Consider the following 24819-nt stretch of genomic DNA (forward strand, 5'->3'; position numbering starts at 1 on the left):
TTTCCCTCCTTAGCGAAGCTGGCCGAGTGCTTCGCCGATGCGCTCGATGGCAATATGCAGGTTTTCCCGCGACGTCGCGAAAGACAGGCGGATGTAAGGCTCGACGCCGAAAGCAGCACCCGGGACGGTCGCGACCTTTCCGGCCGTCAGCAGGTAGGAAGCCAATGCGGTGTCGTTCGCGATCACAGTTCCATCCGGCGCTGTCCCGCCGATATAGCCGGTGCATTTCGGGAAGAGATAGAAGGCGCCCTCCGGCGCACGGACCTCGAGGCCGGGAATCGCACGGAAGCCCCGCGTCACCAACTCCCCGCGGGCCTTGTATTCGGCGACGGCCTGCGCGACGAAATCCTGCGGACCGTTGAGCGCTGCGGCGGCTGCGGCCTGCGAGATCGACGCCGGGCAGGTCGTGCTCTGCGACTGCATCTTGTTCAAGACCTTGGTCAGGCTCTTCGGCCCGGCGGCATAGCCAAGCCGCCAGCCGGTCATCGCATAGGCCTTGGATACGCCGTTGATGATCAGCGTCCGCTCGCGCAATTGCGGGCAGGCGTTCGCAAAGGAAGTGAAGGGCACGTCGCCGGCAACGATATGCTCGTAGATCTCGTCGGACATCACGAGGACGTGCGGATGGCGCTCCAGCACCGCGCCGAGTGCGGCGAGCTCGTCGCTGGTGTAGATCGCGCCGGTCGGGTTCGATGGCGAGTTGAACAGCACCCAGCGCGTCTTCGGGGTGATTGCCTGTTCGAGGCGTTCCGGCGTCAGCTTGAAATTGTCCTCGACGCCGCAGGCGATGGTCTTGGGGACGCCGCCATGCAGGATGACGATATCCGTGTAGGACACCCAATAGGGCGCCGGCACGATCACCTCGTCGCCGGGTTCGACCGTACCGAGAAATGCGCTGAACAGGATCTGCTTGGCGCCGTTGCCGATGGAGATTTCATCCATGGCATAGTCGAGGCTGTTCTCGCGCTTGAACTTCGCGACGATCGCCGAACGCAATTCCTCCAGGCCGTTCGGACCGGTGTAGCGGGTCTTGCCGCCGCGCATCGCGGCGATCGCCGCCTCGATGATGAAGTCCGGCGTATCGAAATCCGGCTCGCCGAGGGAAAGATCGACGACGTCCTCGCCCTTCGCCCGCATGGTCTTGGCCGCAAGCGACACGGCCATCGACGGAGACGATTTGATGCTGCCGGCCCGACGGCTTTCGAAATTCATGATGTTCATTTCTTCCCGTCCGATTTCTTCCTGCCGTAGTCTGCGGCCGCCTGGTCCGGCGTGACGTAGCCATTGGCGATATCGTCATCGACTGCCGCTGCCGGGCGCTTGGCCGGGGTGCCGTAGCCCCCGCCGCCGGGGAGCTGAAGGACGAGCTTGCGACCCTCCGGCACGAACTGCAGTCCCTTGCCCTTGAGCGTTGTGCCGTCGTCGAGCGACACGGAGCCGGCCGCACCGTCGCCTCCGCCGTCACGGCCGCGCGCGGGATGACCGAGCCGGTCGAACATGGCGGAGAAGCGGAAGGCGTAGCCTTCGGCGGCGGCGATTTCGATCACCTGGCCGAGGCCGCCGCGCTGCTCGCCGGCGCCGCCGGAGCCTTCGCGCAATTCCTTGCGCCAGACGATGATCGGGCCGACATTTTCCGTTGCCTCGATCGGCATCGTATGGACGCCACTCGGAAAGGCCGTGGCGTTGAGGCCGTCGAGCGACGGGCGCGCGCCGGTGCCGCCGGAATTGAACATGAGGATTTCGGCGCCCTTGCCGCCGATCTCGTCGGAGACCGGACGCACGCTCATGTGCAGGTTCCAGAGCGCACTTGCCCCTTCGGCCGGCACCTTGCCCGGCAGCGCCTGGTGGAGTGCGCCGAGCACGAGGTCGGGCACGAAGTGGCCGAGCACATGGCGGACCGCGACCGGTGCCGGCCGCTTGGCATTGAGGATGCAGCCTTCCGGGGCGACGACGTCGAAGGGCGCGAGCGAGGCGGCGTTGTTCGGGATCTCCGGCGCGACGACGCATTTGATGCCGTAGCAGGCATAGGCCTTGGCATAGACGAGCGGCACGTTGATGCCGAACTTGCTCATGGCCGACGTGCCGTCGAAATCGACCACCACGCCGTCCGCGCCGATGGAGAGCTTTGCGGCGAGATGCACCGGCTCGTCGTAGCCGTCGAGGTCGAGGCTGTAGGACCAGCTTCCATGCGGCAGGTTTCTGAGCCGTTCAAGCGTCGCTTCGCGGCTGTGCTTCAGGATGAACGCGCCGATCGTGCCCAGGTCTTCCAGGTTGAATTCCGTCAGCATGTCGACGAGGCGGCGATGGCCGGTTTCGTTGCAGGCGGCGAGCGCATAGAAGTCGCCGACCACCTTGTCGCTTTCGCGGACATTGTTGCGGACGATATGAATGAGCGTGCGGTTGACCTCGCCCCGGTCGAAGAACTTCATGATCGGGATGAACAGGCCTTCCTCGTAGACTTCGCGCGCATCCGGGCCGAAGCCGCGGCCGCCGACATCGACGACATGGGCGGTGGAGGCGAAATAGCCGACCAGCCTGCCATGGTGGAAGGACGGCGTGACGACGGTGATGTCGTGCAGGTGGCCGGTGCCCTTCCAGGGATCGTTGGTGATATAGACGTCACCCTCGAAGATATTCTCCGGGCCGATATCGCTGATGAAGTGCGCCACCGATTCCGCCATGGCGTTGACATGGCCGGGCGTGCCGGTGACCGCCTGGGCGAGCATGCGGCCCTCGAGGTCGAAGATGCCGGCCGAAAGGTCGCCGGCCTCGCGGACGGATGTCGAGAAGGCCGTGCGGATCAGCGTTTGTGCCTGCTCCTCGACAACGGAGATCAGCCGGTTCCACATCACCTGCATGTGGATGTCGATTAGGGTTTCGCTCATGGCAATATTCCTGAATTTAGGGGACCCATTCAGCGGCGCGTGGCGAGGAGGCAGCCATCCGCCTGGACGGTGGCGACGAAGGAGGATGTGAGCACGGTCGAGGTTTCGCGCTCTACGATCACAGCCGGGCCGGAAACCACGTCGCCGGGGGAAAGCGCCTCGCGTTCGTGGATGCCTGCCTCGAGGAATGCCCTCTGTCCCACATCGAAGAGGCGGCGGTGTTTTCCGGGTTCTGCATCGCGGCGGCGGCCGACGGCTTCGACGCGCGCGACCTCGGGGAGGGCCGAGCTCGCCTTGACTGCCCAGCTGACGATCTCGATGTCGAGGCCCTCGATCGCCCGGCCGAAGAAGCGCGCATAGGCCTCCTCGAAGAGGGTACGGATGCGTTCGGCACTTGCCGCATCGAAATGCTCGAAGGGCAGGGCGACGGGAATGTCCCAGCCCTGGCCTGCGTAGCGCATGAAGACGGTGCGTTCGATGACCGGATCGGCCGTGTCGAGGCCGCCGGCGACGAAGCTCAGCGCTTCGTTCGTCATTGCGGCCATCAGCCGGTTGGCGCCGTCGCTGTCGAAATGCGACAGGTTGAACACGGCGCTGCGGACCGACTCGTAGCCGAACGGCGCTCGCAGGAAGCCGATCGCCGAGCCGACCCCGGCGCCGGGCGGCACGAGGAAGGTCGAAATCCCCATTTTCTCGCAGAGCCGCGCCGCGTGCAGCGGGCCGGCGCCGCCGAAGGTGATCATGGTGAAGTCGGAGATGTCCTTGCCGTTCTCGACCGTGTGGACGCGGCCGGCATTGGCCATGTTCTCGTCGACCATCTCGCAGGTTCCGTAGGCCGCCCCCTCGGCGTCGAGACCGAGGCTGGCGCCGATCTCGCGGTCCATCGCATCGCGTGATGCGGCAACGGAAAGCGGGATTGCGCCGCCGGCGAAATTCTCGGGGTCGAGCTTGCCGAGCAGCAGGTCCGCGTCGGTGACGGTCGGCTTGAGGCCGCCGCGCTGGTAACAGGCCGGGCCCGGCTCCGAAGCGGCACTGTGCGGCCCGACACGAATCTGGCGCATGACGTCGACACCGGCGATCGAGCCACCGCCAGCGCCGATCTCCACCATCTCCACCACCGGGATGGAGATCGGCATGCCGCTACCCTTGCGGAAACGGTAGGTGCGGGCGACTTCGAAGGTCTTCGCCGTCTTCGGGACCTGGTTTTCGATCAGGCAGATTTTTGCGGTCGTGCCGCCCATGTCGAAGGAAAGGACGGTGTCGAGGCCATGGCGACGGGCGATGTCGGCCGCGAAGATCGCACCGCCGGCCGGGCCGGATTCGACGAGCCGCACCGGAAATTCGGCAGCACTTTCAACCGAGACGATGCCGCCGCCCGAATGGATCATATAGACCGGGCAACCGACGCCGATCTCTTTCAGCGAGACGACGAGGCGGTCGAGATAGGACTTGATCGCCGGCTTCACATAGGCGTTGGCACAGACCGTATTGAAGCGCTCGAATTCGCGCATCTGCGGCGAGACTTCGGACGAAATCGACACCGAGAGGTCCGGGATACGGGCGAGCAATTGCTCGCGCGCCTGTCGCTCATGGTCGCCGTTCGCATAGGCGTGGATGAAGCCGATCGCCACGCTCTCGTAACCGCCGGCGGCGATCGCGTCGACCACCGCCTCCAGCGAGGCGCTATCCAGGCCAAGAAGCACCTCACCGGCGGCGTTGACGCGTTCGCGGACGGTGAAGCGATCGGCGCGCCCGATCAGCGCCGGCGGCAGCGAAATGTTGAGGTCGTACTGTTCGAAGCGGTTCTCGGTACGCATTTCGAGCACGTCGCGGAACCCTTCGGTGGTGATGAAAGCCGTCTTCGCCCCACGTCGCTCGATCAGCGCATTGGTCGCGAGCGTCGTTCCGTGGATCAGGATGTCGATCTGCGAAAGGGCAATGCCCGCCGCCTCGGCGACGGCCTTGACGCCCTTCAGGATGGCGCGCTCCGGCGCCGTGTAGTCGGTCAGAACCTTGGTCGAGTGGAGCGTCCCGTCAAGGTCGAGGGCGATGTCCGTAAACGTCCCGCCGATGTCGACGCCGACGCGGCAGTTCCGAGAAGCGCTTGTCACTGTTCAGTTCCCCATCGTTCGCTGCTGTGAGCCGCCATCCATGCATGCTGTGCTCGAGAGATCATTCCCGCGGGCCGCGGCGAGGGCAAGAGGCTGCGAAGCTATCCCGCGTCACGAAAAGAAATATGTCAGTTATCATACATGTGTCAACTAGGAGCGATCATCGTTGATCTACGAAGCCGGTTGAGCAAGAAGAGCCTCGTCGCCGATCTCTTCAACGTTCTGCCGGAGTTCGAAGAGGCGCTCTGATGAGCCGGAGAGAAATTCCGCAAGCCGACCCTATAATCAGGCATAGCGAGTCAAAGTTGCCGGAGCCGGAAATGCGCGAGCCTGAAATCATGAGGTTCCCACCGAGCGATTGGGTGCCGAACCACCCCAGATTGCCGGTGTTGGTCTATCGTCAGGGCCTGTCCACCGCGGAGCGCGACGCGGCGGCCGAGTTCGAGCGGCGCTTTGCCGAGGCCGGCTGGCAAGGGCTTTGGCGTAACGGCGTCTTTTCCTATCAGCATTACCATATCGGCGCGCACGAAGTTCTCGGTATCGCCAGGGGCAGCGCCAGGCTGTTGATCGGCGGTCCCGACGGCGCGGTGCTAGAGGTGGGTGCAGGTGACTGCCTCATACTGCCGGCGGGCACCGGTCACAGGAATCTCGGATCGAGCGACGGTTTCCTAGTCGTCGGCGGTTATCCGCCCGGACAGACGGCCGATATCCAGACGAAGGCCGCCAGCACGACCGACCTGCAAACGATCGCCAACCTGCCGCTCCCCGCGACCGACCCGCTCCATGGCGCAGACGGCCCCCTGCCACGCCTTTGGAAAGGGGCTTAGGCGGCTGATTTGGGCGGGGTCTCCGAAGGTCCATGGGCACCGCGAATCACCGCACGTTCGTCGCTGAATTCAGCGCTTCCGGCCGGCCCGCAGGACTGCACGAACCGGGCTTTCCAAGCCCGATTGCCGCTTCCTCGGCGCCTTGACGCGGGTACCGGTTGCGGATGTGCCACATTTAATTGCCGTAAAGTTGTCACACTTCCAAATTCTGCAACCCCGCGTATTGCCACGGCACGCATGGCTGGTATCTCTGCAGCGCACGAATCTACCAAAAGGATATGCCATGCGGGAGTTGCTGCCGGTCGCCCTATGTGTCGTGTTGAGCGCCTGTGCGCGCCCTGCCGACGGGCCGAACCCAAGCGACATATACAACGCCAGGATCGCCGGCACGAATGAACGGATCCAGGTCGTCGATCTCGCAAAGGCGCCGATGGGCGTTACTTCGTCGGCACCGTTGTCCTATCTCCCGACCGACAAGGGACTGAGTCCCATGCGCTCCGCCGGTTACATGGACCAGCGGCTTCGTCGCGGCGACGTCATAGAGGTGACGATCATCGATTCCGGCGAGGAGGCGCTGTTTTCCTCCGCCAACAGCAAGACCCTCAATCTCGGCCGGTTCACGGTCGATTCGAGCGGCTTCGTCACGCTCCCCTTCGTTGGTCGCCAGCGCGTCCTTGAATCGACCCCGGAAGGCCTTCAGGCCCAGATCGTCAGCGGCCTGCGCGGCACGGCGGTCAATCCGCAGGCGATCGTTACCGTGGTCGAAAAGCCGACCACCGGCGTCGTCGTCAATGGCGACGTGCGGGCGGCAGGGCGTTTCCCGCTGACGGCGCGCAAGGAGCGCGTGCTCGACGCGATTGCCCTTGCCGGCGGCTCCTCCTCGGCGCCCGGTTCGTCGACGGTCACCCTGATGCGGGGCAAGCAGCGCGCCAGCGTGCCGCTCGCCCGGCTGCTGGAAGACAACAGCCAGAACGTCTATCTGCTGCCGGACGATCAGGTCTTCGTCGAGAACGATGCGCCGAGCTTCACGGCGATCGGCGCCTTCAGGAGCGTCGGCGAGTTCGAGTTCGAGCAGGGCAAGCTGACGCTGGCGCAGGCGCTCGCCCGGGCCGGCGGCCTCCTCGACGACCGTGCCGACGCGCGCAATTTCTATGTCTTCCGCAACGAGCAGGTCTTCATCCAGCCGGGCGGTGCGGATCTGAAAACCGCTGCCCTGCCGGTCGCCAGCTCGAAACCGGTGATCTACCGCGTCAACCTGCGCGACGTCGCCAATTTCGCATTGATGCAGCAGTTCAAGATGCAGAACGGCGACATGCTCTATGCCAGCAATGCCGGCCTCGTCGACGTCGCCAAGCTGCTCACGGTTTTCCAGAAGAGCGCGCCGACCGCTGCCGCGCCGCTTCCGGGCTCCAGCTAAGGACGTCGCGCTTCGTCGAGCAATGCCGCAGCCTCGATCGCGTCGTGCGGTCGATTGGCGGGCTCGGCTTGCGTGAGGCGGGAAGCGAGCGCCGACAATGCCGATTTCTCGTCTTTCTCCGCGTCGCACCGCGCGACGAGCGTTTCGAGGATGCGTCCGCAAGAATAGAGATCGGAGCTGGCATCGGGGCGCGCACCGGCCCGCTGTTCGGGGGCGGCAAATTCGGGGTGGGCGCCGCGCGCCATGTGGAGGTCTTCGAGCCGCTCGCCCCTTGCGAGCGCCAGTCCGAAATCGCCGAGCTTCGGTGAGCGGCAATCATCATCGGCGAAGAACAGGTTCGCCGGCGAAATATCGCCATGGACGATGCCCTGCGCATGCAGATAGCCAAGCGCCGACAGGAGCGCCTTCATGATCGCGACGATCTCCGACAAGGCGAGGGGACGCGCAGCGAGGCGCTGCGACAACGTCGCGGGCATCCAGTCGGAAAGGAGCGCCGGACGGCCATCGGCCAGCCGCAGTGTGGCGCGCAAAGGGATAATGTTCGGGTGAACCAAGGTGCCGGCAAGGCGCGCCTCGTGCAGCAGCCATTGCCTGAGCACCACATCGTCGCGCCGGGCCGGGGGCAGGGTCTTGAGGGCGTGCGGCGTGCCGAGGTCGCGATGGCGCAGCTTCAGCACCAGCGTCCGATCGCTCGCATAGACCGTTTCGTCCACGCAGAAGCTGTTGGCAATGAGGTCGGGTGCATCAGGCGCAAGCCTGGAGCGGCCCCGGTCCAGTGCATCGCGCACCCGATCGATCATCAGCGGTCTTGCCTCGCCCTCGGGCGCAAGAACGGCCCAGAGGGCGGAAAACCGTGCCGAAACAAGCGCAAGGTCATCCTCGGGGTCGCCGCTCATCGCCGCACCGCGTCGACGACGATGGCGCTCAGATTGTCGCGCGCATTGCCAATCAATGCGTCCTGCACCAGGGCTTCGGCCGCGTGCTCGAGGTCTGCGTCGAGAAGGGCTTCGGCGACGGCGCGCTCGCCGAGCACGCGGATAAGGCTGCCGCTGCACAGCAGGAAGCGGTCGCCGGCCTCGACGCGATCGATCAGCGTCTCGGGAACGAGCTGCCGCTCGGCGCCGAGATAGCGCGTCAGGCGGCGCCTCATGCCGATCTCGACATGGTCGCGCGTCAGTGAGCGCATCAGGCCGTCGCGCAGGAGATAGCACCGCACATCGCCCGCCCAGATCACGGCAAAGCGATCGCCCTTGACGCACAGGACGGCGACCCTCGCGGCCGGTGCCTGGCGGCTCGCCGACGAGGCGATGGACTGCAGCAGCCCGTGGACGCGGCCGAGCTTGCCCTTGATATCCTTAATCGCCTCGTCGAGCGAAGCATGGCCGCCGGCGTCGGCAAGCACGGCGACGGTCATGCGGGAGGCCTCGGCCGCCGCCGGCTCATCACCGATGCCGTCCGCGACCGCAAACAGGCGGGCCGGATCCGATGCTATCAGCGCATCGGCATTGAGCGCCAGCCGCGTGCCGGGATGCGTTGCATGACTGTGCGCGATCTCAAGAAGCGGTGCCGGCGGAGAGGTTGGTGCGGGAATATGCGCGGCCGCCTCGTTTTCCACAACCTCGGCCCTTGCCGGTTCCTCACTTGCAGGTGCCGCCGGCCCGGCGGCGCTTTCGACCAGGCGGAGGAAGTCGACAGGGGTGGGGGGCGAGGCCGTGCGAAAACCCTTCGCCTCGCGGCCCGCCGCGTCGGTCTTCCACCAGAGGCTGCTGCTTTCGCGCCTGAGTGCTGCGAACCGTCCGGCGATCGCCGACTCCGGGGCGTGCGGCAGGCGTAGCCTTTTGACGTTCGCCATGAAGGTCCCGATATCGAAATCGCGGGCAAGCGACGTCTCGGCCAGGGCTTCGGCAGCCGTGAACCACGGCGAGTCGAGATAGAGCTGTCTTGGATGGTCGTCGAAGGAATGGAGCTGTGCGGCGATGACCAGCGGAAAACTGCGGCCGACCCGGTCCGCACTCGGCAGGAGCACGCCGGCGACGGTTGCCGGTCCCCAAAGGCCGCGTTCGACGATGAACCGCCAGACAGGCATGCCATGGAAGGCATCGCGCCAGTCATTGCCCAGACGGTCCTGGCAGGCGCGCAAGCCTGATTGCAGCCAATCGTCGAGTTCGCGTTGCAGCGCGTGGCCGATGCCGGTCGAGACGAAGTCACCGTGGGTGGGGAGCTTCCCGAAGAAGCCGATCCGATCGGCTTCCGCAGCCTTGATGTCGCTCGTCTGGCGCATTGCGCTGTCCCCTCAGAACTGCACGGGGCAGGAGAAATCCGCCAGCGCCGGGAGCCGGAAGGGGTTCAGCACGGAACCGAACTGCACCTCGAATTCCGCCACCTGCCCGTGACTTTCGAAGCGTGCGCGAAACAGATCGCCGCCCTCCTGCTTCAGCTCTGCCCGGTCGAAGAGACGGAAAGCCGACCAGTCACCGCTTTCGGTCGTGGCCTGCTGCCAGCCGCCGGGCTGGAAAGCGACGCGCGAGACATTGCTGCCCTGGCTCGATGGCCAGGAAATCGACTTCGCCTGGATCGGCCCGTGATAATAGACCACCCGTTCCCCGCCGATCTCCATCATCACGGCGTTTGAGGACTGCGACAGCGAGAGCGGCTTGATCTTGATGGAGATCGCCGGTTCGGTGGCGGAAGCCGGGAAGAAGGCCCGGCGAATCTTGTCGGCCTTCTCGAATTCGGCAATGCCGGGGCTGGGAATGCTCTCGGCGCCGAAGGTGCCGCGCCATCCCCACGGGCTTGAACTGGTGTCGACGAAGGCCTCGAGACGTTCCTTGAAGAAGGTTTGGAACAGGCCTTCCGGGCCGAACAGGCGAACGAAGTCTCCCATCGGCACATCGCGGGGGGAATTCCGGTCGAAGGGATAGCGACCGGAGACGATGCCCGAGCAGAGGCTGGCGCCTTCGGCGGCCCAGAGATCGTCGGTGCGGGCGCGCGCCGTCTTGACGGCGAGCGAAGCGACGTCGACCGCGACGCCGGCCATCCAGGCGTCGAGCGGCGCTGGCAGGCCGCGGGCCTCCTGCAAGAGGTCCTGGTTGGCGCTCGTCAATTGGCTGCCGGCGTCGAAGACCTGTGCGATTTCTGCCGAAGCGGTGGAGGTGCGCGAGAGCTGGCCGTGAAGGGCCTGCAGCAGCGGCCGCAGGGACTCGACCTGGGTGCGGGGCGGCTCCTTTTCCGCTCCGCCTGACGCGGCATCGGCGTTCCGGGGCGGTTCGAGGGCTGCCCGGAGACCGGCATAGGGATCCGGCGTATTGGCGGTGCTGGCCAAGGCCGCGGTCACCGCGCCATTCGCCGCATCGGCTGCCGAGGCCAGCTCGCCGCCTGTCGGCACCCGCAAGTCCGTCGCCGTAGCGATCGACCTTGCCGCCGCCTCGACCGGATTGGCGTCGCTGGCGAGAATGCGTGCAGTCTCGGTCGCCTCGGCCGGCGTTTGCGAGGGGCGGACGCGGATGTCGGAAAGCAGGCTTGCCCACTGCTTCTGGAAGGCGTCGAAATAAAGCTGCAGCGCTGCCTCGGCAACGCCGTCGACGGTCTGCGGGGCCGGACTGACCGTTCCGCCGCGGACCCATTGTTCGTCGAGCGCCTCGCGTGCCGCATCGCCCAGGCGGGGCAGCACAACCGTGCGGTAGCCGTTCGCGGTGAACAGGCCCGAAATCCCCTGGCGGAGCGGCGCCTTGGAGGTTCGGGTGAAGACCTGTTCCCCCAAAGGTCCGAGGGCGTCGGCGGCATTCCAGCCGGACAGGGCACGCGCCTGCCGGAAATTGGTGAGGATGTCGTAGGCCCGGCTCGCCAGCCCCTGAGCGCGGATCTTCTCGCGGGCCTCCGCAATGAGACGTTCGTCGAGATCGATCGGCGGCAGGGTCCCGGCGGCCATGGCCTCGACATGCTCGAGCAGCGCCTGTCGCGCCGGCGCGCGACCCTCGCCCGGATAGGCCGCCGCGAACATGTCCTCGCTCTGCCGCGAGACGAATTCCCGGTCGAGCGGGCCCAGACCCCCCAGCATGCCGTAGAGCTTCAGCGCATTGAAGGTCCGGAGCGTTGTGCCGCCGGCCTTTATCTCCTTTTGCAGTTGCACGAGCATGCGCGGCAAAAGCAGTGCGGTGAGCGCCCGCTGGTAAGCGTCGCGGTGGCGCCCGGAGAGCTTGCTTTCCTGGTCGAGACCGAAGCTCACCGGCCAGAAGCCGGCCTGCGCGAAACCGGATGGCACGTTCCTGAGCTCGTCGAGCGCCGGCAGGATACGCAGGAAGTCGGCATCCGAGACGTCGCGCACGGATACGCCGCGCGCCAGTTCCTCATAGGCGTTCAGCCGCCGTTCTGCATCGGAGAGCGCGTCGAGATTCCGCCAGTAGGTCGCCGCCCAACTGCCGAGGACGACGACAAGCACTGCCGCCGCCGCTCCATAGGCGGCACGGCGCAGCAGCAACTGCCGGCGCGAAAGCCGCCGGTCGCGCGTCACCAGCGACGCTTCCGCGAAGATGACCTCCCGGAAGAGGCGCGACAGGAAATAGCTTCGCTTCAGGCGCGACGCGACGGGTTTTTCGTCCGTCTGCGTGCTGGAGGCGAGGTAAAGGCCGCGCAACAAAGGCGCCTCGACCAGCTTGGAGCCGGAGCACAGTTCCTGGAGCACCTCGTGCAGCCGGTCCTTGAGAGCTGCGAGTTCGGCGGGAAAGCGGAAGATGCGGCCGCGCGACTCGGCGTCCGGCTCCTGCTGAAGCCGTTCGATGAGCATTGCGTCGACGCGATTCTGCAGATGAGCGAATTCCTCCAGAAAGCGGTCGGCTAGGTTGGCGGCCTGATAGCTCGCCTCGAGATCGAATGTCATGCCCCATACCTGCTCCCGGTCGGTCTTGCTGAAGCCGTCGAAGAATTCAACGAAGCCGGTGAGCAGGTCCACCTTGGTGAGGACGACATAGACCGGCACGCGCGCCCCGAGGAGGCCGTCGAGTTCCGACAGCCGCTGGCGGATGGCGCGGATTTCCTCCATCTGGGACTCTTGGTCGCGGATCCTGAGATCGGCGATCGAGATCGTCACCAGTACGCCGTTGACCGGCTGGGCGCGCCGATACTTGCGCATCAGGTTCAGGAAGCCTTCCCAGCCGGCCTTCGACGCACCGTTGAGATCGTCCTGGGTCGTATAGCGGCCGGCCGTGTCGATGATGATGGCTTCGTCGGCGAACCACCAATTGCAGTTCCGAGTGCCGCCGACGCCCTGGACCGAATTGCTGCCCAGCGCGTCGCCTAGCGGAAACTTCAGTCCGGAATTGGTGAGCGCCGTCGTCTTGCCGGAGCCGGCGGCGCCGAAGATCACGTACCAGGGCAGTTCGTAGACGTAGCCGAAGCGCTTGCGGGTTACGCGCCTCAAAAGTGCCAGCGCCTCCTTCAGGCGTCCGTGGATCTCGGCGACCTCTGCCTGCTGGCTGGCGGCGGCGTCCGCACCGGCGTCCTTGGCGAGATCGCCGACGAGTTCGGCATCGCGCTTGCGGGATTGGTAGAAGGAATAGGCGAGATAGGCTGCCCAGGCGGCAAGCACGAGGCCGATGGCGATGAGCCGGGCAGTAACGCTCGCCAGCGGCTTGAAGTCGCCGAATGCGAGAAGATAGCCATAGAACCAGATGACGACGCAAATCGCCGCCACCCAGATGATCGACAGGAACCGCCGGCCCAACAGTCCCGCATAGGAGTCGACATAGGATCTGAGGGTATAGAAATAGCTGAGCGGATTCATGGCGTTCTATTTTCCGGGAGCGTGCCGTTTTCCTGGACGGGCGCATTTGTGGCAGGCGTCGACGGGATGCGGGCCGCGTCCAACCGCTCGCCCGAATCGGTCAGGACCAGGATCTCGGTGCGGCGGTTCATCTCGCGGCCTTCCGGCGTCTCATTGCCGGCGATCGGGTCGCTGTCGGCCCGTCCGTCGGTGATGATCGCATCCGTTCCGGTATAGGCGGCGAGAATGTCGCCGACGGCCTTGGCGCGCGCTTCCGAAAGATGCCAGTTCGAGGGGAACTGCACGGTTCGGATCGGCACATTGTCCGTGTAGCCGATCACAATCGCGCGGAACCGCTCGGCGGCAAGCGCCCCGCCGATCCGCTCGAGCAGGCCGCGAAACGGTGCGCTGACCTCGGCGCTTCCGACATCGAACAGGCCCGAATTGTTGATGCGGACGAGGAGGCGGCCGTCGGCATCCGACAGCGTCACTAGCTTGCGGTCGACCTCGGGCTGCAGGAAGGAGAGCAGGTTGTCGAGGCGGCTTCGCGGCGGCGCCCGTGGCGGCTCCGGCGGTTTCGGCTCCGGCGGCTTCGGCGGCGCCGCGACGACCCGCGGCGCTTCGGCCTTCGCCCGTGGCGCCTCGATCGTCAGGCTCGGCGTTTCATGCGGCGGCAGATTGGCGAGCCGCTCGAAGGTGGCGTCGGAGCGGCCATTGAGCGAGAAGGTGACGAGGATGTAGCCGAGCGCCAGGACAAGGACCAGCGCCGACAGCAGCGTCCACATGGCGACGGAGGTGCGCAACGGCTTGTGACGCGCCTGCACCCCTTGCCAGTGCGGCGACAATTCCCGCTCGAACACGCCGTATTGGCCGAGCAAGGTCTTGTAGAGGCTATCCCGGATGCGCCCGAGTTCCAGCGTGCCGCGATCCGACACCCGCGTCCGCCCCTCGAATGCCAGCGACAGGCAGAGATAGATCAGAAGCAGCAGGTCCTTGTTGGTGCCGGGACTCTGGTGGAAGTGGTCGAGCAGATCGAAGACGCGGTCGCCGCCGGTCACGTCCATGTGGAAGGTCGAGACGAGACCGGAGCGGGCCCAGCCGGCGCGCACGCCCCACGGTTTGCTGAGGATGACGTCGTCGACGGTGGCGCAGACGATGTAGTGGGCGGCGCGGGCGCGCTCGGGGCTGATGCGTGCGGCGGCAAGGTCGCGTTCGTAGCGATTGATCGCTCCGAGGGCGGACCGCCGAAGCTCGTCGATGTCCGGCTGGACGTCGGCATGACGAAGGGCGTGGGCGAGATTGATGAGCGGTGCGCCCGACTTGACCAGCGTCGGAATGCCGTCGCCGCCGAAATCGAACGCCTCGACCAGCGACGCCACCGGAGAGCCGCGCGGCGAGGGCGGGCTCGCGGCGTCGCTGGCACTCTCGAATTCGACGATGTCGTCGAGCATCTCCGCCATCTTGCGGGCGGACCTCGCCTTGCGGGTCCCTGCCTCGGTGATCTCGACGACGGTGGGCAGGTCCTGCCAGGAGGAAGAACGTTCCTTGGTCATTCTCTTAGCGCCCACAGTTCCATTTCAAGGCCCGGAAACTCGCCGGCCAGATGCAGGGCGATGGCGCCCGACGTGTCGAGCTGCTTCCAGAGCGGGTTGCTGGTGTCGAGTTCGAAATAGACGGTGCCCGAGCGATAGGGCAGTTGGCGCGGCAGCACCGGCAGCGGCCGCACCGGAATGCCGGCGAGCGCCACATTGACCAGGTCGGCGATGCGCTCGACCGGGCCGATCTTGATCTGTGCGGGCAGCTTCCGGCGGACCTCTTCCGCCGGCATGTCGGCGCGCACCGCAAGCACGAAGCCGGTATCGGCGAGGAGCGAACGGTCGTTGATCGTGCCGACGCGCACCCCGTGGCGACGCTCGACAAGGTCGATCAGCACCGCGGCCTGCTCCAGCACCGACGACAGCGAACGGCGCAGGTCGTCGAACACCGCGGCAAAGGTCGCTTTCAGATCATCGTGCCGGTAGGGCGGAAAATCGGAGGCGCGCTTGCTGTCCGTCGTGAACGTCGCCAGTTCGCCGGCGAGCCGGATGCACTCTTCGTAGAAGACGATCGGATGCAGCCGGGTCGCGTTGACAGAGATGTGCTTGAGCATCGGATCGGCGCGATTGAGGATCTGCAGCAGGAAGTAGTCGCCGACTTCGGCTGTGCCGCGCACGGTCGGATCGCCGATGCGCTCGGCGATTGCCTCGGCCCGGTGCCGCACGATGCCGAGAAGTTCGGTGATCAGTTCGCCGAGACGTGGCACGGCCGCGCAGGTGAGGCTCGGCGCGATATAGTCCGGGTCGAGCACCACCGCCTTGTCGGAACGCACCTCGATGATGCGGGCAAGGCCGATGAGATCGTAGCCGGAAAGGTCGTCACCCGTCTTGAGGTAGCGCAGGTTCAGGCGGCCGACATCGATTTCCGCCAGGAAGTCGGCGTCGATATTGGCGTCCGGCGCCTCGTAATGGCTGGCGACGACGCGAACGTGATTGGGGCCGGCACTGCCGTTCAGCGCAATGTCCGGCTTTCCGGGCTGGCGGGCTGGAAGCGCAAGATAGACCATCGCGTTGCGGGTCGACTCGTCGAGCGCGAGCGGAGCCGGAAGATCGGTATCGACGGGTGCCTCGAAAGGGGTTCCGTCGGGCATGATGCCGCGCAGGTTCGAAAGCGCGAACTGGCCGATTGCCAGCGCGCTGCGATCGATGCCGATTTCCGCAACGCCCCAGGGATAGGGGCTGAGATGGCGGCTTGTCGTGCGCACGAGCCGCTCCGTCCAGCGATCGGATTGTTGGAAATGCTGCACGCGAAGGAACATTCCTTCGCTCCAGGCCACCCGGTTTTCGTTTCTCATGTCTTGGGACCTGTCCTTCCTGTGGTATCAGCGCTCGGGTGGCTCTCGCCATGTTCGAGCATCGCATCGCGGAAGAACTCGAGCAGCGAGAGCTGCCGGTTCTCCCTTTCGAACTGAGCGCGGTAGGCCTGCCAGTAGCTGCGGTCGCTCAACCATGGCAGCCTGCGCGGTTCGGCGTCGACCCGCGCTTCGAGCGTGCGCGGCTCCAGCATCCGGCTTGTTTCGCGCACCAGCCGCTGCAGCCGGTCGTTGAAGTCGACCTGGCGCTCTATGAGGCCGTTGAAGCGCCGGGTCAGCGCACCCTCTCGATCATCGGCAAGGAAATCGCTTTCCTCGCCCGGCACCGGCGGATCGAGATCGAAGGTCGAATAGGCGCCATCGATCGCCTCGGCCATCCGGTCGAGCAACTGTTCGAGCTGGCGCAGCATGGCTGAGGGCGCACCCGGTACAGATGCCGCCGCGACGGGTAGAGATACGGCCGACGCGGTCCCGTCCGGCACGGGGGCCGTCTCCGCGATGTCCGTCTCGAGCATCGGCTTCCGGCGGGGGCGTCCGAGCGGAACCGGGACGTGGGTTGCGGCTTGGTGCTCGTAGCGGTTGCTGTTGTCGAAATCGTCGTTCCAGTCGTCGGGCAGGATCGGCCTCGTGGCGGTTTCGATCGCCGGCGGGCCGTCCCAGCCGATCTCGACATTGCGTGACGACTTGCCGGCCGGCTCCCTTCGCGGCGCAACGACATCCGTCCAGGCGTCGGCGTCGCGCCGGCCGAGAATTCCATTGCCCGTGCGCCCGCCTGGCGCAATGTCGGCGAGGATCGACGAAATTGTCAGCGGCTCGTCGCTGAGCGCCAATCGCGCATCCGGATCATCGAGCTCGAGATCGGCTTCGCCGCTGATCCTCACGGTGAAGGCGCATTCACCGAACTCGATCCGCGACTGGTCGCGCAGGCGGGCCGTATCGCCCTCACGCAAGACAACGCCGTCGACGCTCGAACCGTTGGCGCTTTGATCGCGCAGGATGAAGCCGTTGCGATCGCGCTCGATGGTACAATGCAGCTTGGAAACGAGCCGCCGGGAATCGGGCGCCTGCCAGTCGCAATCCGCACCGCGTCCGAGCGTTCTGCGGCCCCGCTCGAAGCTCCAGCCCTCGGCGCCGGCGCGGACTGGCTCTCCGGAGATCTGCCTGAGTTCAAGCCGCATCGCCGACCATCCTTCCGTTGTCGCTGACCGGCCGCGGTTCGGGAATGACCGCGTCGCCGCTGTCGCGTGCAGCGGGGGCAATCCGGGCCCAGCTGTTCCAGCCGAGCCTGGCGGGCTCGTTGCGGTCGCCGAGCCGGCACGGAGGGATCTGCTCCTTCTTCAGGATGATCTGGATGTCGAAGTCGAGGCCCGTCCCGACATAGAGGCGCGTCAGCGAGAAGATCTCCGCCAGGCTGCGGCTTCCCGGCGTCAGCGCCAGATAGTCCGGATAGTCGACGGGTCCGATCACGACGCGGAAGCTGCCGCTGAAATTGCGTGTGAAGGCGCCGGCCGACGCGTTGACGCCGAGCTGCAGGCCGTTTCCCGGCTGCATCCGGCTGCGTTCCTCGAGGGGGATCGGCAGCCAGCGGCCGCGAAACTGGTCGATTTCGATCGGCAGTCCGGTGAATTCGGCAAGCATCGCCTGCAGATTGGCGGCATTGCGGGTGCGGGCGGCGAAGAAGCCGCTGAAGCGCAGGATGAGGTCGTCATCGAACCCGCTCCGTTCTTTCAGACGGGCCGTGCCGAACCCGGTCAGCGCGAACAGGCTGGTGAGGAACGCGTTGCCGTGGCGGCCCCGGCTCCAGCGCAGGCGGCGAGCCATCCGGTATTTCTCGCCGGCGGCCAGGAAGAGTTCGCTGATCCGTGCGCTGAAGAGATCGAAGAAGGCTGCGAGTGCGCGCGACCGGTTGCGTTCCTCGCGCATCACCAGTTCGTTGTAGAAGGGCGGCATCGAGCCGACCGGCCCAGTCAGCGCCGCCAGGCCGCTCTGGACCGAGGCCTTGCCTTCCCTGCGGCGAAAACCGCTGACCGCCAGCGGCGCGACCGAGACGCCGGCATGCGCCCGGACATCGAGGCCGCCATCTGCCGCCTGCTCCGCAACACGGAAAGCCGTCGTCGGCTCGAACCGGCCCGGGTCGGTCTCGAGCAGTGCGGCAAGCGCTTCTGTCTTCGGCGAAGGCGTATCCATGTGCCGGTCACCCCTAGAGCAGCGGTCGCTCGGCGGCGCGGGCCGGCCAGCGGGCAATCGGTGTCGACTGTCCCTTCAGCGAGACGGTGAGGCGCGTGAAGCTGTTGAGCGAGGTGTAAAGCGCGAAGAACCGATCGAGCACGGCGCCGAAAAGATAGGCGGAAGCCCGGTCGATCGCGGCAGGGTCGAATTCAAGCGCGATCTCGGTCCCCGGCACCATGCCGCCGCCCTTCACCCGCGCGACCGAGGCATGCGCTCTTATGCCGGCGATCGCGTCGACCAGCTGCCGCGTTTCCGCACTGTCACGAAAGGCGTAAAGCGACAGAATATCCTTGAGCGCAGCCCCCTCGTTGTCGAAGATCGACAGGTGGTTCAAGAGCAGATGCGACATCAGCCGCCATTGGCGGCCCTGTTCCTGGCTCATCCTCACCGAGGCGGTCGGCGGCAGAAGGGCGTGAACCGAGGACACCGCCTCGCTGCCGACGGCCAGCTGCAGGTAAGGGTGACCGCCGCCAAAGGGCAATTGCTCGGGGATGTTGCGGTTCAGGCAGAGCGCATCGACGCTGGCGACCGCATCGACGATGCCGGCTGTATCGCGCGTCCGATCGACAAAGGCGATCTCCATGTCCGACGTCCCGTCATCCTCGTCGAAACGACGGCAAGCCTGCCAGTAGACCGAGGCGGGCCCGCCGCGCTGGCTGCGGCCGAAAAAGGGCTGGCAAACCTCCTCCTGTCCCTGTGATCCGGTGAGCAGCACCCTTTCGATCGCATAGATCTCCCGTGTCGTCTGGCGACGCGCATCGGGCAGCAGCGGATATTCGGTGCGCGCGCCATCGAGCGGCACCGGCTCGCAAGTCTGCCTGAAGAGATTGACGACGGGCGTGGCGTTGAGGGCGAAGTCCCTCGCCGTGACGGTCCGTTCAAGCTTGTTGTCTCCGGCGTCGAGATAGATGAACACGTCGAGGATGTGCCCGCGCCAGGCGTCGAGCCCGTCGATATCGAGGAACAGGAACTTGCGCGGCATCGCGAAGAATTCGGTCAGCAGGCGATAGCCGCTGAAGCTCGAGCTCGGATAGGGCAGCATCGCCTGATCGGCCTCGAACCCCACGGGTTTCAACCTCGACTTCGGCAGGAACAGCGGTGCGGTGTCGTCGGCATGACGGGCCAGCGCGATCCCGAGCGTGTGGTTGACGAGCAATTCGTAGAGCGAGACGGCCTGCTGCCAGGGAGAAGCGATATGGAGCCGCAGCGACTTGAGGCCGATCTCGCTCAGCGAGAGGCGCATGTCGCGCGAGCGGATGGACAGCCGGAGGCAGCTTGCGGTACCGGCAAAGGGCGCTACAGGGGCGCTGATCGGTTGCCCGGTCAGCGACGCGGCGACGATCTCGATCGGCGCCACCTCAACATCTTGGGTGGTGCGGAAACGGCAGGACTCGCCACGCACCGGCTCGGCGATGATTTCCGTGTGGCGCGGCACGGTCTGCAGCGACGCCAGCGATTCGCCCGGTTCGAACCGGACAATGCTCATCGACGGCAATGGCGCGAGGTAGTGCGGATAGAGCGTTTCCATGAGCCCGTCGGTCAGCTCCGGGAACTCGTCCTCGAGCTTCTGTCTGACGCGCGCGGCAGAATAGGCGAAGCTTTGGATCAGCCGCTCGACATGCGGATCGTCGGCGACGTCTTCGGTCATGCGCAGGCGCCCGGCGATCTTGGGAAAAGCATCGGCAAAGCGCGCCGCGCGTCGGCGCAGCGCCGAAAGTTCATCGCTATAGCGCTCAAGGAAGCCGTCAGCCATTGGCGGCTCCCGCCACCAGGAAGCGCTGGGTGGACGGGTCGATGACCGACTCGAAACTGATCGGCGGCATGCCGTCGATCAGCCGGAAGCTGGCTTCGATGCGCAGCCGCAAGGCGCGGTCGGTGATCGTCCGGTTCTTGAGGATCGTGACGCGGACATGCGCAAGACGGGTCTCGAACGTCGCGATGCGTCTTTCGATGATCCGCGCCAAGCGCGCCTTCGCCTCGTCGGTGAAGAGGTTCGCCGACACCATCCCGTCGACGCCGTAATTGACGAGTGCGTCGCCGAGGTCGGAGAGCGCCGCCGGCGGCGAGTTCGGACGGCGCCTTGTATTCAGCAGGGCCTCGATGTCACGGCGGATCGCCTCGCGCATCTCGCGCACCTGTTCTGCCAGGCTGACCGGCGGGTCGCTTTTGAGGTCCGGGCTATTGTCGACGAGACGGTCGAGGACGGACCGGGCAAGGACGCGCTCGCCCGCGCGGTACCTTTCCAGAGGATCAACCATGGACCACGCCCCTGACTGCATCGCCGCTTTCGGCGGCGGCAAGGGTGATCGCGTCATGGAACGACACGACGTCGTCACCGACGAGCAGGCAGCGCTGCCCGCGACCGGTGGTGATGCCGGTTCCCTCCGCGACCCATTCGGTTTGCCGGCCAAGGAACAGGGTCTCGTCACCGGCCGTGCCATGATAGATGGCCGGCAGCAGGACGGGGGCGCTGGCTCCGTCGGTGAGCGTCAGCTCCGCCCGCCGGAAGGCAAGGTCGCGCGGCCGGGCAATCGGTTCGACCGTCACCGAGGCGATCTTGGCGATGTCGACCCAGAGATAGGCGCCGCCGCTCATGATCACCTCGAGCGCATGCGGAATGCGGTCGTCGAGATCGCGGATGTCCGCGACCTGCCTGCCGTTCCAGCAAAAGGACCGTTCGCCACGTCCCGCGTCGAGTTCCTCGAGGACGGCCTTGGCGTCCTCGGCGGATCCGGCCCTGTGGGCGAGGCCGAGCCGGACTGCAAGCTTGTCGAGATCGCTCGGACCTTGCGGAAATTCCGGAACCGCGGCATCGGCAAACCAGGCGTCGCGTGCCGCCATGGCGCGCAACTGGTTGCGCAGGACCCCGAACCCCATCATATCTTCCGGGGCGAGGCTCGACGCCAGATTGCACTGGGCGTCAGCACGACCGTATTCGCCGGCAAGAATCAGAAGGTCGATGTAGAGATGTCGGGCGGGCTTGTCGGCCGGTGCCGTCTTCAGGTGCGATTTCAGCCGTTCGATCGCCTCGAAAAGGGCATTGTCGGCGATCAGCTGCGCGACGCTGGCGGCGAGGGTCATGCGAACATCCTTTGCATCGGGGCCGAGGAACGCGGCGCGGGCTGGCCGCCGCTGGCGGTTTCGGCAATCAGGTGGAAGCTCGTCGAAACGTCGTCGAGCTGGAAATGCGGCTGCAGCCGGATCGTGCAGGAATAGGTTCCCGGCTTGCCGGGGACTTCGTCGACGGTGACGCCGGCCGAGCGCAGCGGCCGGCGGACTCTCAGATCGAGGTCTGCGTCGTCATTGCCGAGCGTATAGCCCGACAGCCAATCCTCCAGCCGGCGCTGGATCGACAGGGCATCGGTCACCCGGCCGATGTCGTCGCGCATGATGACCTTGAGATAGTGCGAGAAGCGCGAGGCGCAGAGCACATATTGAAGCATCGCAGCGATTTTCGCATTCTGGCGGGCGTGCTCGTCGGCAAAGTTCTGCGGCGCGTGCAGCGACTGGTTGGAATTGAAGATCGCCGCCGCCGACAGATAGGTCGTCGCGAGCGGGATGATCCCGAGATCGCAGAACTGTTGTTCCTGGCTGCTGGTGAGCCGAACTTCGACGGGCGGTTGGGCGGACAGGCCCTCGCTCTCGGTTGCGAAATCATAGGGCGGCAACTGGCCGCTTGCCAGCATCCCGCCGTCGAGCGCGTCCTGGCTGACGCCGCGGATATCCGCAAACCATCCCGACTCCATGAAGTTGCGGATGACGATCATCGCGAAGGCGAAGGCGCCGTTTCCCCAGAGAAGGGTCGAACCGTCTGCGGCGACATGCTCCCGGAAGGGAAAACCGTCCCTGCGTCGTCGCGACAGGGGTTGAAGAGGGGGGCGCATGAGGATGCGCGGCGCCACGAGGCCGATGAAGCGTGAATCGTCGCGCCGGCGGAGACTGTTCCACCGCAGGCGCTGCGGGTCGTGCTCGAGCCAGGAGAATTCATGGACCCGATCGAGCTCCTCGAAACGCTCAAGCCCGACCGCCCGGGGCGAAGCGCCGGCAACGAAAGGGCAAAAGGCGGCGGCGGCGACCATGCCGATCTGCCCGAGCGTCCCGACCGCATCGCCGCCGGAAGGATCGCTCGGCGAGAAATGGAAGTCGCCGATCAGGAGGCCGAAGGGCTCGCCGCCAGGCATGCCGAATTCGCGGCTGTAGACCAGTTCGAAAAGATGGCTCTGGTCGACATCCGCCGCCCGTTCCATGCTGCGCGCCAGGCTCCGCCAGTCGACGCTCAGGAGCTTGATCTTGACATCCGTGGCCCTGCTGGATTCGCGCACCAGCATGGCGAGGCCGCGCCATCTCGCCTCCATCTCCATGAAGCTCGGATGGTGCAGGATCGCGTTGACTTGGCGGTTCAGCGCGTCATCGATCAGGGTGATCAACTGATCGGCGCGCCGCCGCCAAATGCTCGATGCATCGGTCATGACTGCCACGTGCTGAAGGCGGAATGCGCCCGGCCGCTGTCGCGGTCCGGGCGCATCTCCGATCAGTTCTTCGAGGGGATGCGCGCGACCATGCGCAGCGAGGTCGTCAGTTCCTCCATCTGCAGCCACGGGCGCATCCAGGCGACCGCATTGTAGGAGCCGGGCTTGCCCGGAATCTCCTGCACCGTCACCTTGGCATCGCGCAGCGGGTATTTGGCGCGGGACTCCTCGCCGGCGTCGTCATTGGCGTTGACGTAGTTGGAAATCCAGCGGTTCAGCCAGGTCTCGCAATCCTCGGCCTCCATGAAGGAGCCGATCTTGTCGCGGCCCATGACCTTGAGATAATGGGCAAAGCGCGACGTCGCCATCATATAGGGCAGGCGCGCCGAAACCGCGGCATTGGCGGTTGCTTCCGGCTTGTCGTAGATTTTCGGCTTGTGCGTCGTCTGCGCCCCGAAGAAGACGGCGTAGTCGGTGTTCTTGTAGTGGCAGAGCGGCAGGAAGCCGAGCTTGCCGAGCTCGGCGTCGCGGCGGTCGGTGATGCCGACTTCCGTCGGGCATTTGAGGTCCAGGTCGCCGTCGTCGCTGGAGAAGATGTGCATCGGCAAGTTTTCCACCTTGCCGCCATTTTCGGCGCCGCGGATCGACGTGCACCAGCCGCTCTTGGCAAAGGCCTCGGTGAGGCGCGTGCCCATGACATAGGCCGCATTCATCCAGCAATAGGCGTCATGCTCAAGTTCGCCGGTCCGCGAGCCGCCGGTCTCGTCGTAGTCGAACTCGTCGATGGCGCTGGTCTTCGGACCATAGGGCATGCGGGCCAGCACCCGCGGCAGGCCGAGCGTGACGAAGCGCGAATCGTCGCTTTCACGCAGGCTCCGCCACTTGGCATATTCGACCGTTTCGAAGATCTTCTCGAGGTCGCGCGGCTTCGACAGTTCGCGATAGTCCTCGAAGCCGAACATGCGCGGGCTCGCGGCCGAGATGAACGGGGCGAAGGCGGCCGCGGCGATCGAGGAGACGCCCTGCAGCAATTCAATATCCTCGAAGGAGTTGTCGAATTCGTAGTCGCCGACGATAGCGCCCATCGGCTCGCCGCCGGGCGTGCCGAATTCGTCCTCGTAGATGGATTTGAACAGGCGCGACTGGTCGAACTCGACCGACTTCGCCAGATCCTTTGACAATTCGCGCTTGGAGGCGTTCAAAACGCGGATCTTCAGGTTGGCACTGGTCTCGCTGTTCTTGACGAGATAGTGGAGGCCCCGCCACGTGCCCTCGAGCTTGGTGAATTCCGGCGACTGCATGATCGCCGCCAGCTGCCGGGAGATCGTGCGGTCGAGCTCGGCGATGGCGCTGTTGAGCGTGATGGTGAGGTTGCGGTCATATTTGACGGTACCCTTGAGGGCCTGGTCCGTCAGGGTGCGCAACAGGTCCTGTGCCCGGTCGGGCTCCGTCTGGCGGGTTGCCGCCACCACCTTGGACAACAGGTTGTCCTCGGCATAGACGGCCTCACCCTTGGCCTTGAGCTGCGTTTCGGCGTTCATCATGTCGATCCTTTCGAAAAGCGCATCAGGGTCATGGCGATGGTCGCGGCCCGCTCCTGATGGGTAATGGGCGGCCCGTTTACGGGCATGCCGCCAGGCCTCAGTTCGCGGGATCCTTGCCGCCGCTTTCCTTGCCGGAGAGCTCGGAAACCACCTTCGAAAGATCGTCCCGGTTCTGCAGGATGCCTTCGAGCAGGCGTTCGAGCTCTTCCGAACGGTCGGCCTTGCTCATCAGGTCGCGCAACTCGTTGCGTGCATCGAGAAGCGCCTTGAGCGCCGGGACCTGGTTGACGATCGATCCGGGTTCGAAGTCCTTCATGCTTTCGAACTTCAGCGAGACGGGCAGCTGCGAGCCATCGCCCTGGAGCGTGTTGTCGACGGTGATGTTGAGGCCGGGCGTCATGCGGCGCATGACGTCGTCGAAATTGTCGCGGTCGATCTGCACGAACTTGCGCTCGCCGAAGGGCTTCAGCGGCTCGGTTGGATCGCCGGAGAAATCGCCGAGCACGCCGACGACGAACGGCAGTTCCTTGACCACCATCGCCCCCTCGGTTTCCACCTCGTATTTGATATGGACCCGGGGCTTGCGAACCCGCTCCAGTTTCTCATGCACACTTGCCATTGGAATTCTCCTTCATGCGATCTCAAAAACTGTTTGTTGTCCGGCCGCTACC

General features: G+C 65.6%; 18 protein-coding genes. 2 read left to right on the forward strand and 16 right to left on the reverse strand.

The genetic code is table 11. The features are described from left to right. Positions 1-9: 9 nt before the first annotated feature. The 3 genes from RHIBR816_RS0121695 to RHIBR816_RS0121705 are packed head-to-tail and all read right to left on the reverse strand — an operon-like array spanning position 10 to position 4996. Entirely contained in the window at positions 10-1221 is a 1212-nt protein-coding gene (locus RHIBR816_RS0121695; RefSeq protein ID WP_018238703.1) for a pyridoxal phosphate-dependent aminotransferase, read from the reverse strand. Continuing rightward, positions 1218-2885 (reverse strand): hydantoinase B/oxoprolinase family protein, encoded by a 1668-nt coding sequence (locus RHIBR816_RS0121700; protein ID WP_018238704.1) that lies wholly within the window; start codon positions 2883-2885, stop codon positions 1218-1220. Before RHIBR816_RS0121700 ends, RHIBR816_RS0121695 begins: the two co-directional genes overlap by 4 nt. A gap of 29 nt (positions 2886-2914) precedes the next feature. Then, the gene (locus tag RHIBR816_RS0121705) at positions 2915-4996 is read right to left on the reverse strand and encodes a hydantoinase/oxoprolinase family protein (RefSeq protein ID WP_018238705.1); all 2082 of its coding nucleotides are present in this window, start codon (positions 4994-4996) and stop codon (positions 2915-2917) included. Positions 4997-5316: 320 nt separating this feature from the next. Here RHIBR816_RS0121705 and RHIBR816_RS0121715 point away from each other — a divergent pair, with 320 nt between their 5' ends. Beyond that, positions 5317-5823, forward strand: coding sequence for a hypothetical protein (locus RHIBR816_RS0121715; protein WP_018238707.1), 507 nt, complete (start codon positions 5317-5319; stop codon positions 5821-5823). A 283-nt stretch (positions 5824-6106) separates the two neighbouring features. Then, entirely contained in the window at positions 6107-7240 is a 1134-nt protein-coding gene (locus tag RHIBR816_RS0121720; protein WP_018238708.1) for a polysaccharide biosynthesis/export family protein, read from the forward strand. Here the strand turns inward: RHIBR816_RS0121720 and RHIBR816_RS0121725 are convergent. The 13 genes from RHIBR816_RS0121725 to tssB all read right to left on the reverse strand — a co-directional run bounded on the left by RHIBR816_RS0121725 (position 7237) and on the right by tssB (position 24767). Further along, positions 7237-8136, reverse strand: coding sequence for a serine/threonine-protein kinase (locus RHIBR816_RS0121725; protein ID WP_018238709.1), 900 nt, complete (start codon positions 8134-8136; stop codon positions 7237-7239). The genes RHIBR816_RS0121720 and RHIBR816_RS0121725 overlap by 4 nt on opposite strands. Beyond that, on the reverse strand, positions 8133-9521 hold the full coding sequence (tagF, locus tag RHIBR816_RS0121730; protein WP_018238710.1) for a type VI secretion system-associated protein TagF: 1389 nt from the start codon (positions 9519-9521) through the stop codon (positions 8133-8135). The genes RHIBR816_RS0121725 and tagF overlap by 4 nt, the downstream gene beginning before the upstream one ends. A gap of 12 nt (positions 9522-9533) precedes the next feature. After that, positions 9534-13019 (reverse strand): type VI secretion system membrane subunit TssM, encoded by a 3486-nt coding sequence (gene tssM / locus RHIBR816_RS0121735; protein WP_018238711.1) that lies wholly within the window; start codon positions 13017-13019, stop codon positions 9534-9536. Then, a complete protein-coding gene (tssL, locus tag RHIBR816_RS0121740; protein WP_018238712.1) occupies positions 13016-14551 on the reverse strand; it encodes a type VI secretion system protein TssL, long form in 1536 nt (511 codons plus the stop codon). Before tssL ends, tssM begins: the two co-directional genes overlap by 4 nt. Continuing rightward, positions 14548-15888 carry a type VI secretion system baseplate subunit TssK gene (tssK, locus tag RHIBR816_RS0121745; protein ID WP_018238713.1) on the reverse strand — a complete coding sequence of 447 codons (1341 nt, stop codon included), beginning with the start codon at positions 15886-15888 and terminating at the stop codon, positions 14548-14550. Before tssK ends, tssL begins: the two co-directional genes overlap by 4 nt. Further along, positions 15885-17084 carry an FHA domain-containing protein gene (locus RHIBR816_RS34490; protein WP_018238714.1) on the reverse strand — a complete coding sequence of 400 codons (1200 nt, stop codon included), beginning with the start codon at positions 17082-17084 and terminating at the stop codon, positions 15885-15887. Before RHIBR816_RS34490 ends, tssK begins: the two co-directional genes overlap by 4 nt. Further along, positions 17074-18093 carry a type VI secretion system baseplate subunit TssG gene (gene tssG, locus RHIBR816_RS0121755; protein ID WP_018238715.1) on the reverse strand — a complete coding sequence of 340 codons (1020 nt, stop codon included), beginning with the start codon at positions 18091-18093 and terminating at the stop codon, positions 17074-17076. The genes RHIBR816_RS34490 and tssG overlap by 11 nt, the downstream gene beginning before the upstream one ends. Before the next feature lie 13 nt (positions 18094-18106). Then, positions 18107-19888 (reverse strand): type VI secretion system baseplate subunit TssF, encoded by a 1782-nt coding sequence (tssF, locus tag RHIBR816_RS0121760; protein WP_018238716.1) that lies wholly within the window; start codon positions 19886-19888, stop codon positions 18107-18109. Next, on the reverse strand, positions 19881-20393 hold the full coding sequence (tssE, locus tag RHIBR816_RS0121765; RefSeq protein WP_018238717.1) for a type VI secretion system baseplate subunit TssE: 513 nt from the start codon (positions 20391-20393) through the stop codon (positions 19881-19883). Before tssE ends, tssF begins: the two co-directional genes overlap by 8 nt. Beyond that, positions 20386-21216 carry a type VI secretion system accessory protein TagJ gene (locus tag RHIBR816_RS0121770; protein WP_018238718.1) on the reverse strand — a complete coding sequence of 277 codons (831 nt, stop codon included), beginning with the start codon at positions 21214-21216 and terminating at the stop codon, positions 20386-20388. Before RHIBR816_RS0121770 ends, tssE begins: the two co-directional genes overlap by 8 nt. After that, positions 21213-22604 (reverse strand): type VI secretion system contractile sheath large subunit, encoded by a 1392-nt coding sequence (gene tssC / locus RHIBR816_RS0121775; protein WP_018238719.1) that lies wholly within the window; start codon positions 22602-22604, stop codon positions 21213-21215. Before tssC (RHIBR816_RS0121775) ends, RHIBR816_RS0121770 begins: the two co-directional genes overlap by 4 nt. Positions 22605-22666: 62 nt before the next feature. Then, positions 22667-24145 (reverse strand): type VI secretion system contractile sheath large subunit, encoded by a 1479-nt coding sequence (gene tssC, locus RHIBR816_RS0121780; RefSeq protein WP_026187284.1) that lies wholly within the window; start codon positions 24143-24145, stop codon positions 22667-22669. Between the two features lie 100 nt (positions 24146-24245). Then, entirely contained in the window at positions 24246-24767 is a 522-nt protein-coding gene (tssB, locus tag RHIBR816_RS0121785) for a type VI secretion system contractile sheath small subunit (RefSeq protein WP_018238721.1), read from the reverse strand. Positions 24768-24819: the final 52 nt, after the last annotated feature.

Source organism: Ensifer sp. BR816, assembly GCF_000378985.1.
GTDB lineage: Bacteria > Pseudomonadota > Alphaproteobacteria > Rhizobiales > Rhizobiaceae > Sinorhizobium.

Excerpts from the sequence above, each read along its gene's own strand:
- RHIBR816_RS0121695 (WP_018238703.1), bottom strand. The coding sequence starts at position 1,221 with ATGAACATCATGAATTTCGAAAGCCGTCGGGCCGGCAGCATCAAATCG.
- RHIBR816_RS0121700 (WP_018238704.1), bottom strand. The coding sequence starts at position 2,885 with ATGAGCGAAACCCTAATCGACATCCACATGCAGGTGATGTGGAACCGG.
- RHIBR816_RS0121715 (WP_018238707.1), top strand. The coding sequence starts at position 5,317 with ATGCGCGAGCCTGAAATCATGAGGTTCCCACCGAGCGATTGGGTGCCG.
- RHIBR816_RS0121720 (WP_018238708.1), top strand. The coding sequence starts at position 6,107 with ATGCGGGAGTTGCTGCCGGTCGCCCTATGTGTCGTGTTGAGCGCCTGT.
- RHIBR816_RS0121725 (WP_018238709.1), bottom strand. The coding sequence starts at position 8,136 with ATGAGCGGCGACCCCGAGGATGACCTTGCGCTTGTTTCGGCACGGTTT.
- tagF (WP_018238710.1), bottom strand. The coding sequence starts at position 9,521 with ATGCGCCAGACGAGCGACATCAAGGCTGCGGAAGCCGATCGGATCGGC.
- tssM (WP_018238711.1), bottom strand. The coding sequence starts at position 13,019 with ATGAATCCGCTCAGCTATTTCTATACCCTCAGATCCTATGTCGACTCC.
- tssL (WP_018238712.1), bottom strand. The coding sequence starts at position 14,551 with ATGACCAAGGAACGTTCTTCCTCCTGGCAGGACCTGCCCACCGTCGTC.
- tssK (WP_018238713.1), bottom strand. The coding sequence starts at position 15,888 with ATGAGAAACGAAAACCGGGTGGCCTGGAGCGAAGGAATGTTCCTTCGC.
- RHIBR816_RS34490 (WP_018238714.1), bottom strand. The coding sequence starts at position 17,084 with ATGCGGCTTGAACTCAGGCAGATCTCCGGAGAGCCAGTCCGCGCCGGC.
- tssG (WP_018238715.1), bottom strand. The coding sequence starts at position 18,093 with ATGGATACGCCTTCGCCGAAGACAGAAGCGCTTGCCGCACTGCTCGAG.
- tssF (WP_018238716.1), bottom strand. The coding sequence starts at position 19,888 with ATGGCTGACGGCTTCCTTGAGCGCTATAGCGATGAACTTTCGGCGCTG.
- tssE (WP_018238717.1), bottom strand. The coding sequence starts at position 20,393 with ATGGTTGATCCTCTGGAAAGGTACCGCGCGGGCGAGCGCGTCCTTGCC.
- RHIBR816_RS0121770 (WP_018238718.1), bottom strand. The coding sequence starts at position 21,216 with ATGACCCTCGCCGCCAGCGTCGCGCAGCTGATCGCCGACAATGCCCTT.
- tssC (WP_018238719.1), bottom strand. The coding sequence starts at position 22,604 with ATGACCGATGCATCGAGCATTTGGCGGCGGCGCGCCGATCAGTTGATC.
- tssC (WP_026187284.1), bottom strand. The coding sequence starts at position 24,145 with ATGAACGCCGAAACGCAGCTCAAGGCCAAGGGTGAGGCCGTCTATGCC.
- tssB (WP_018238721.1), bottom strand. The coding sequence starts at position 24,767 with ATGGCAAGTGTGCATGAGAAACTGGAGCGGGTTCGCAAGCCCCGGGTC.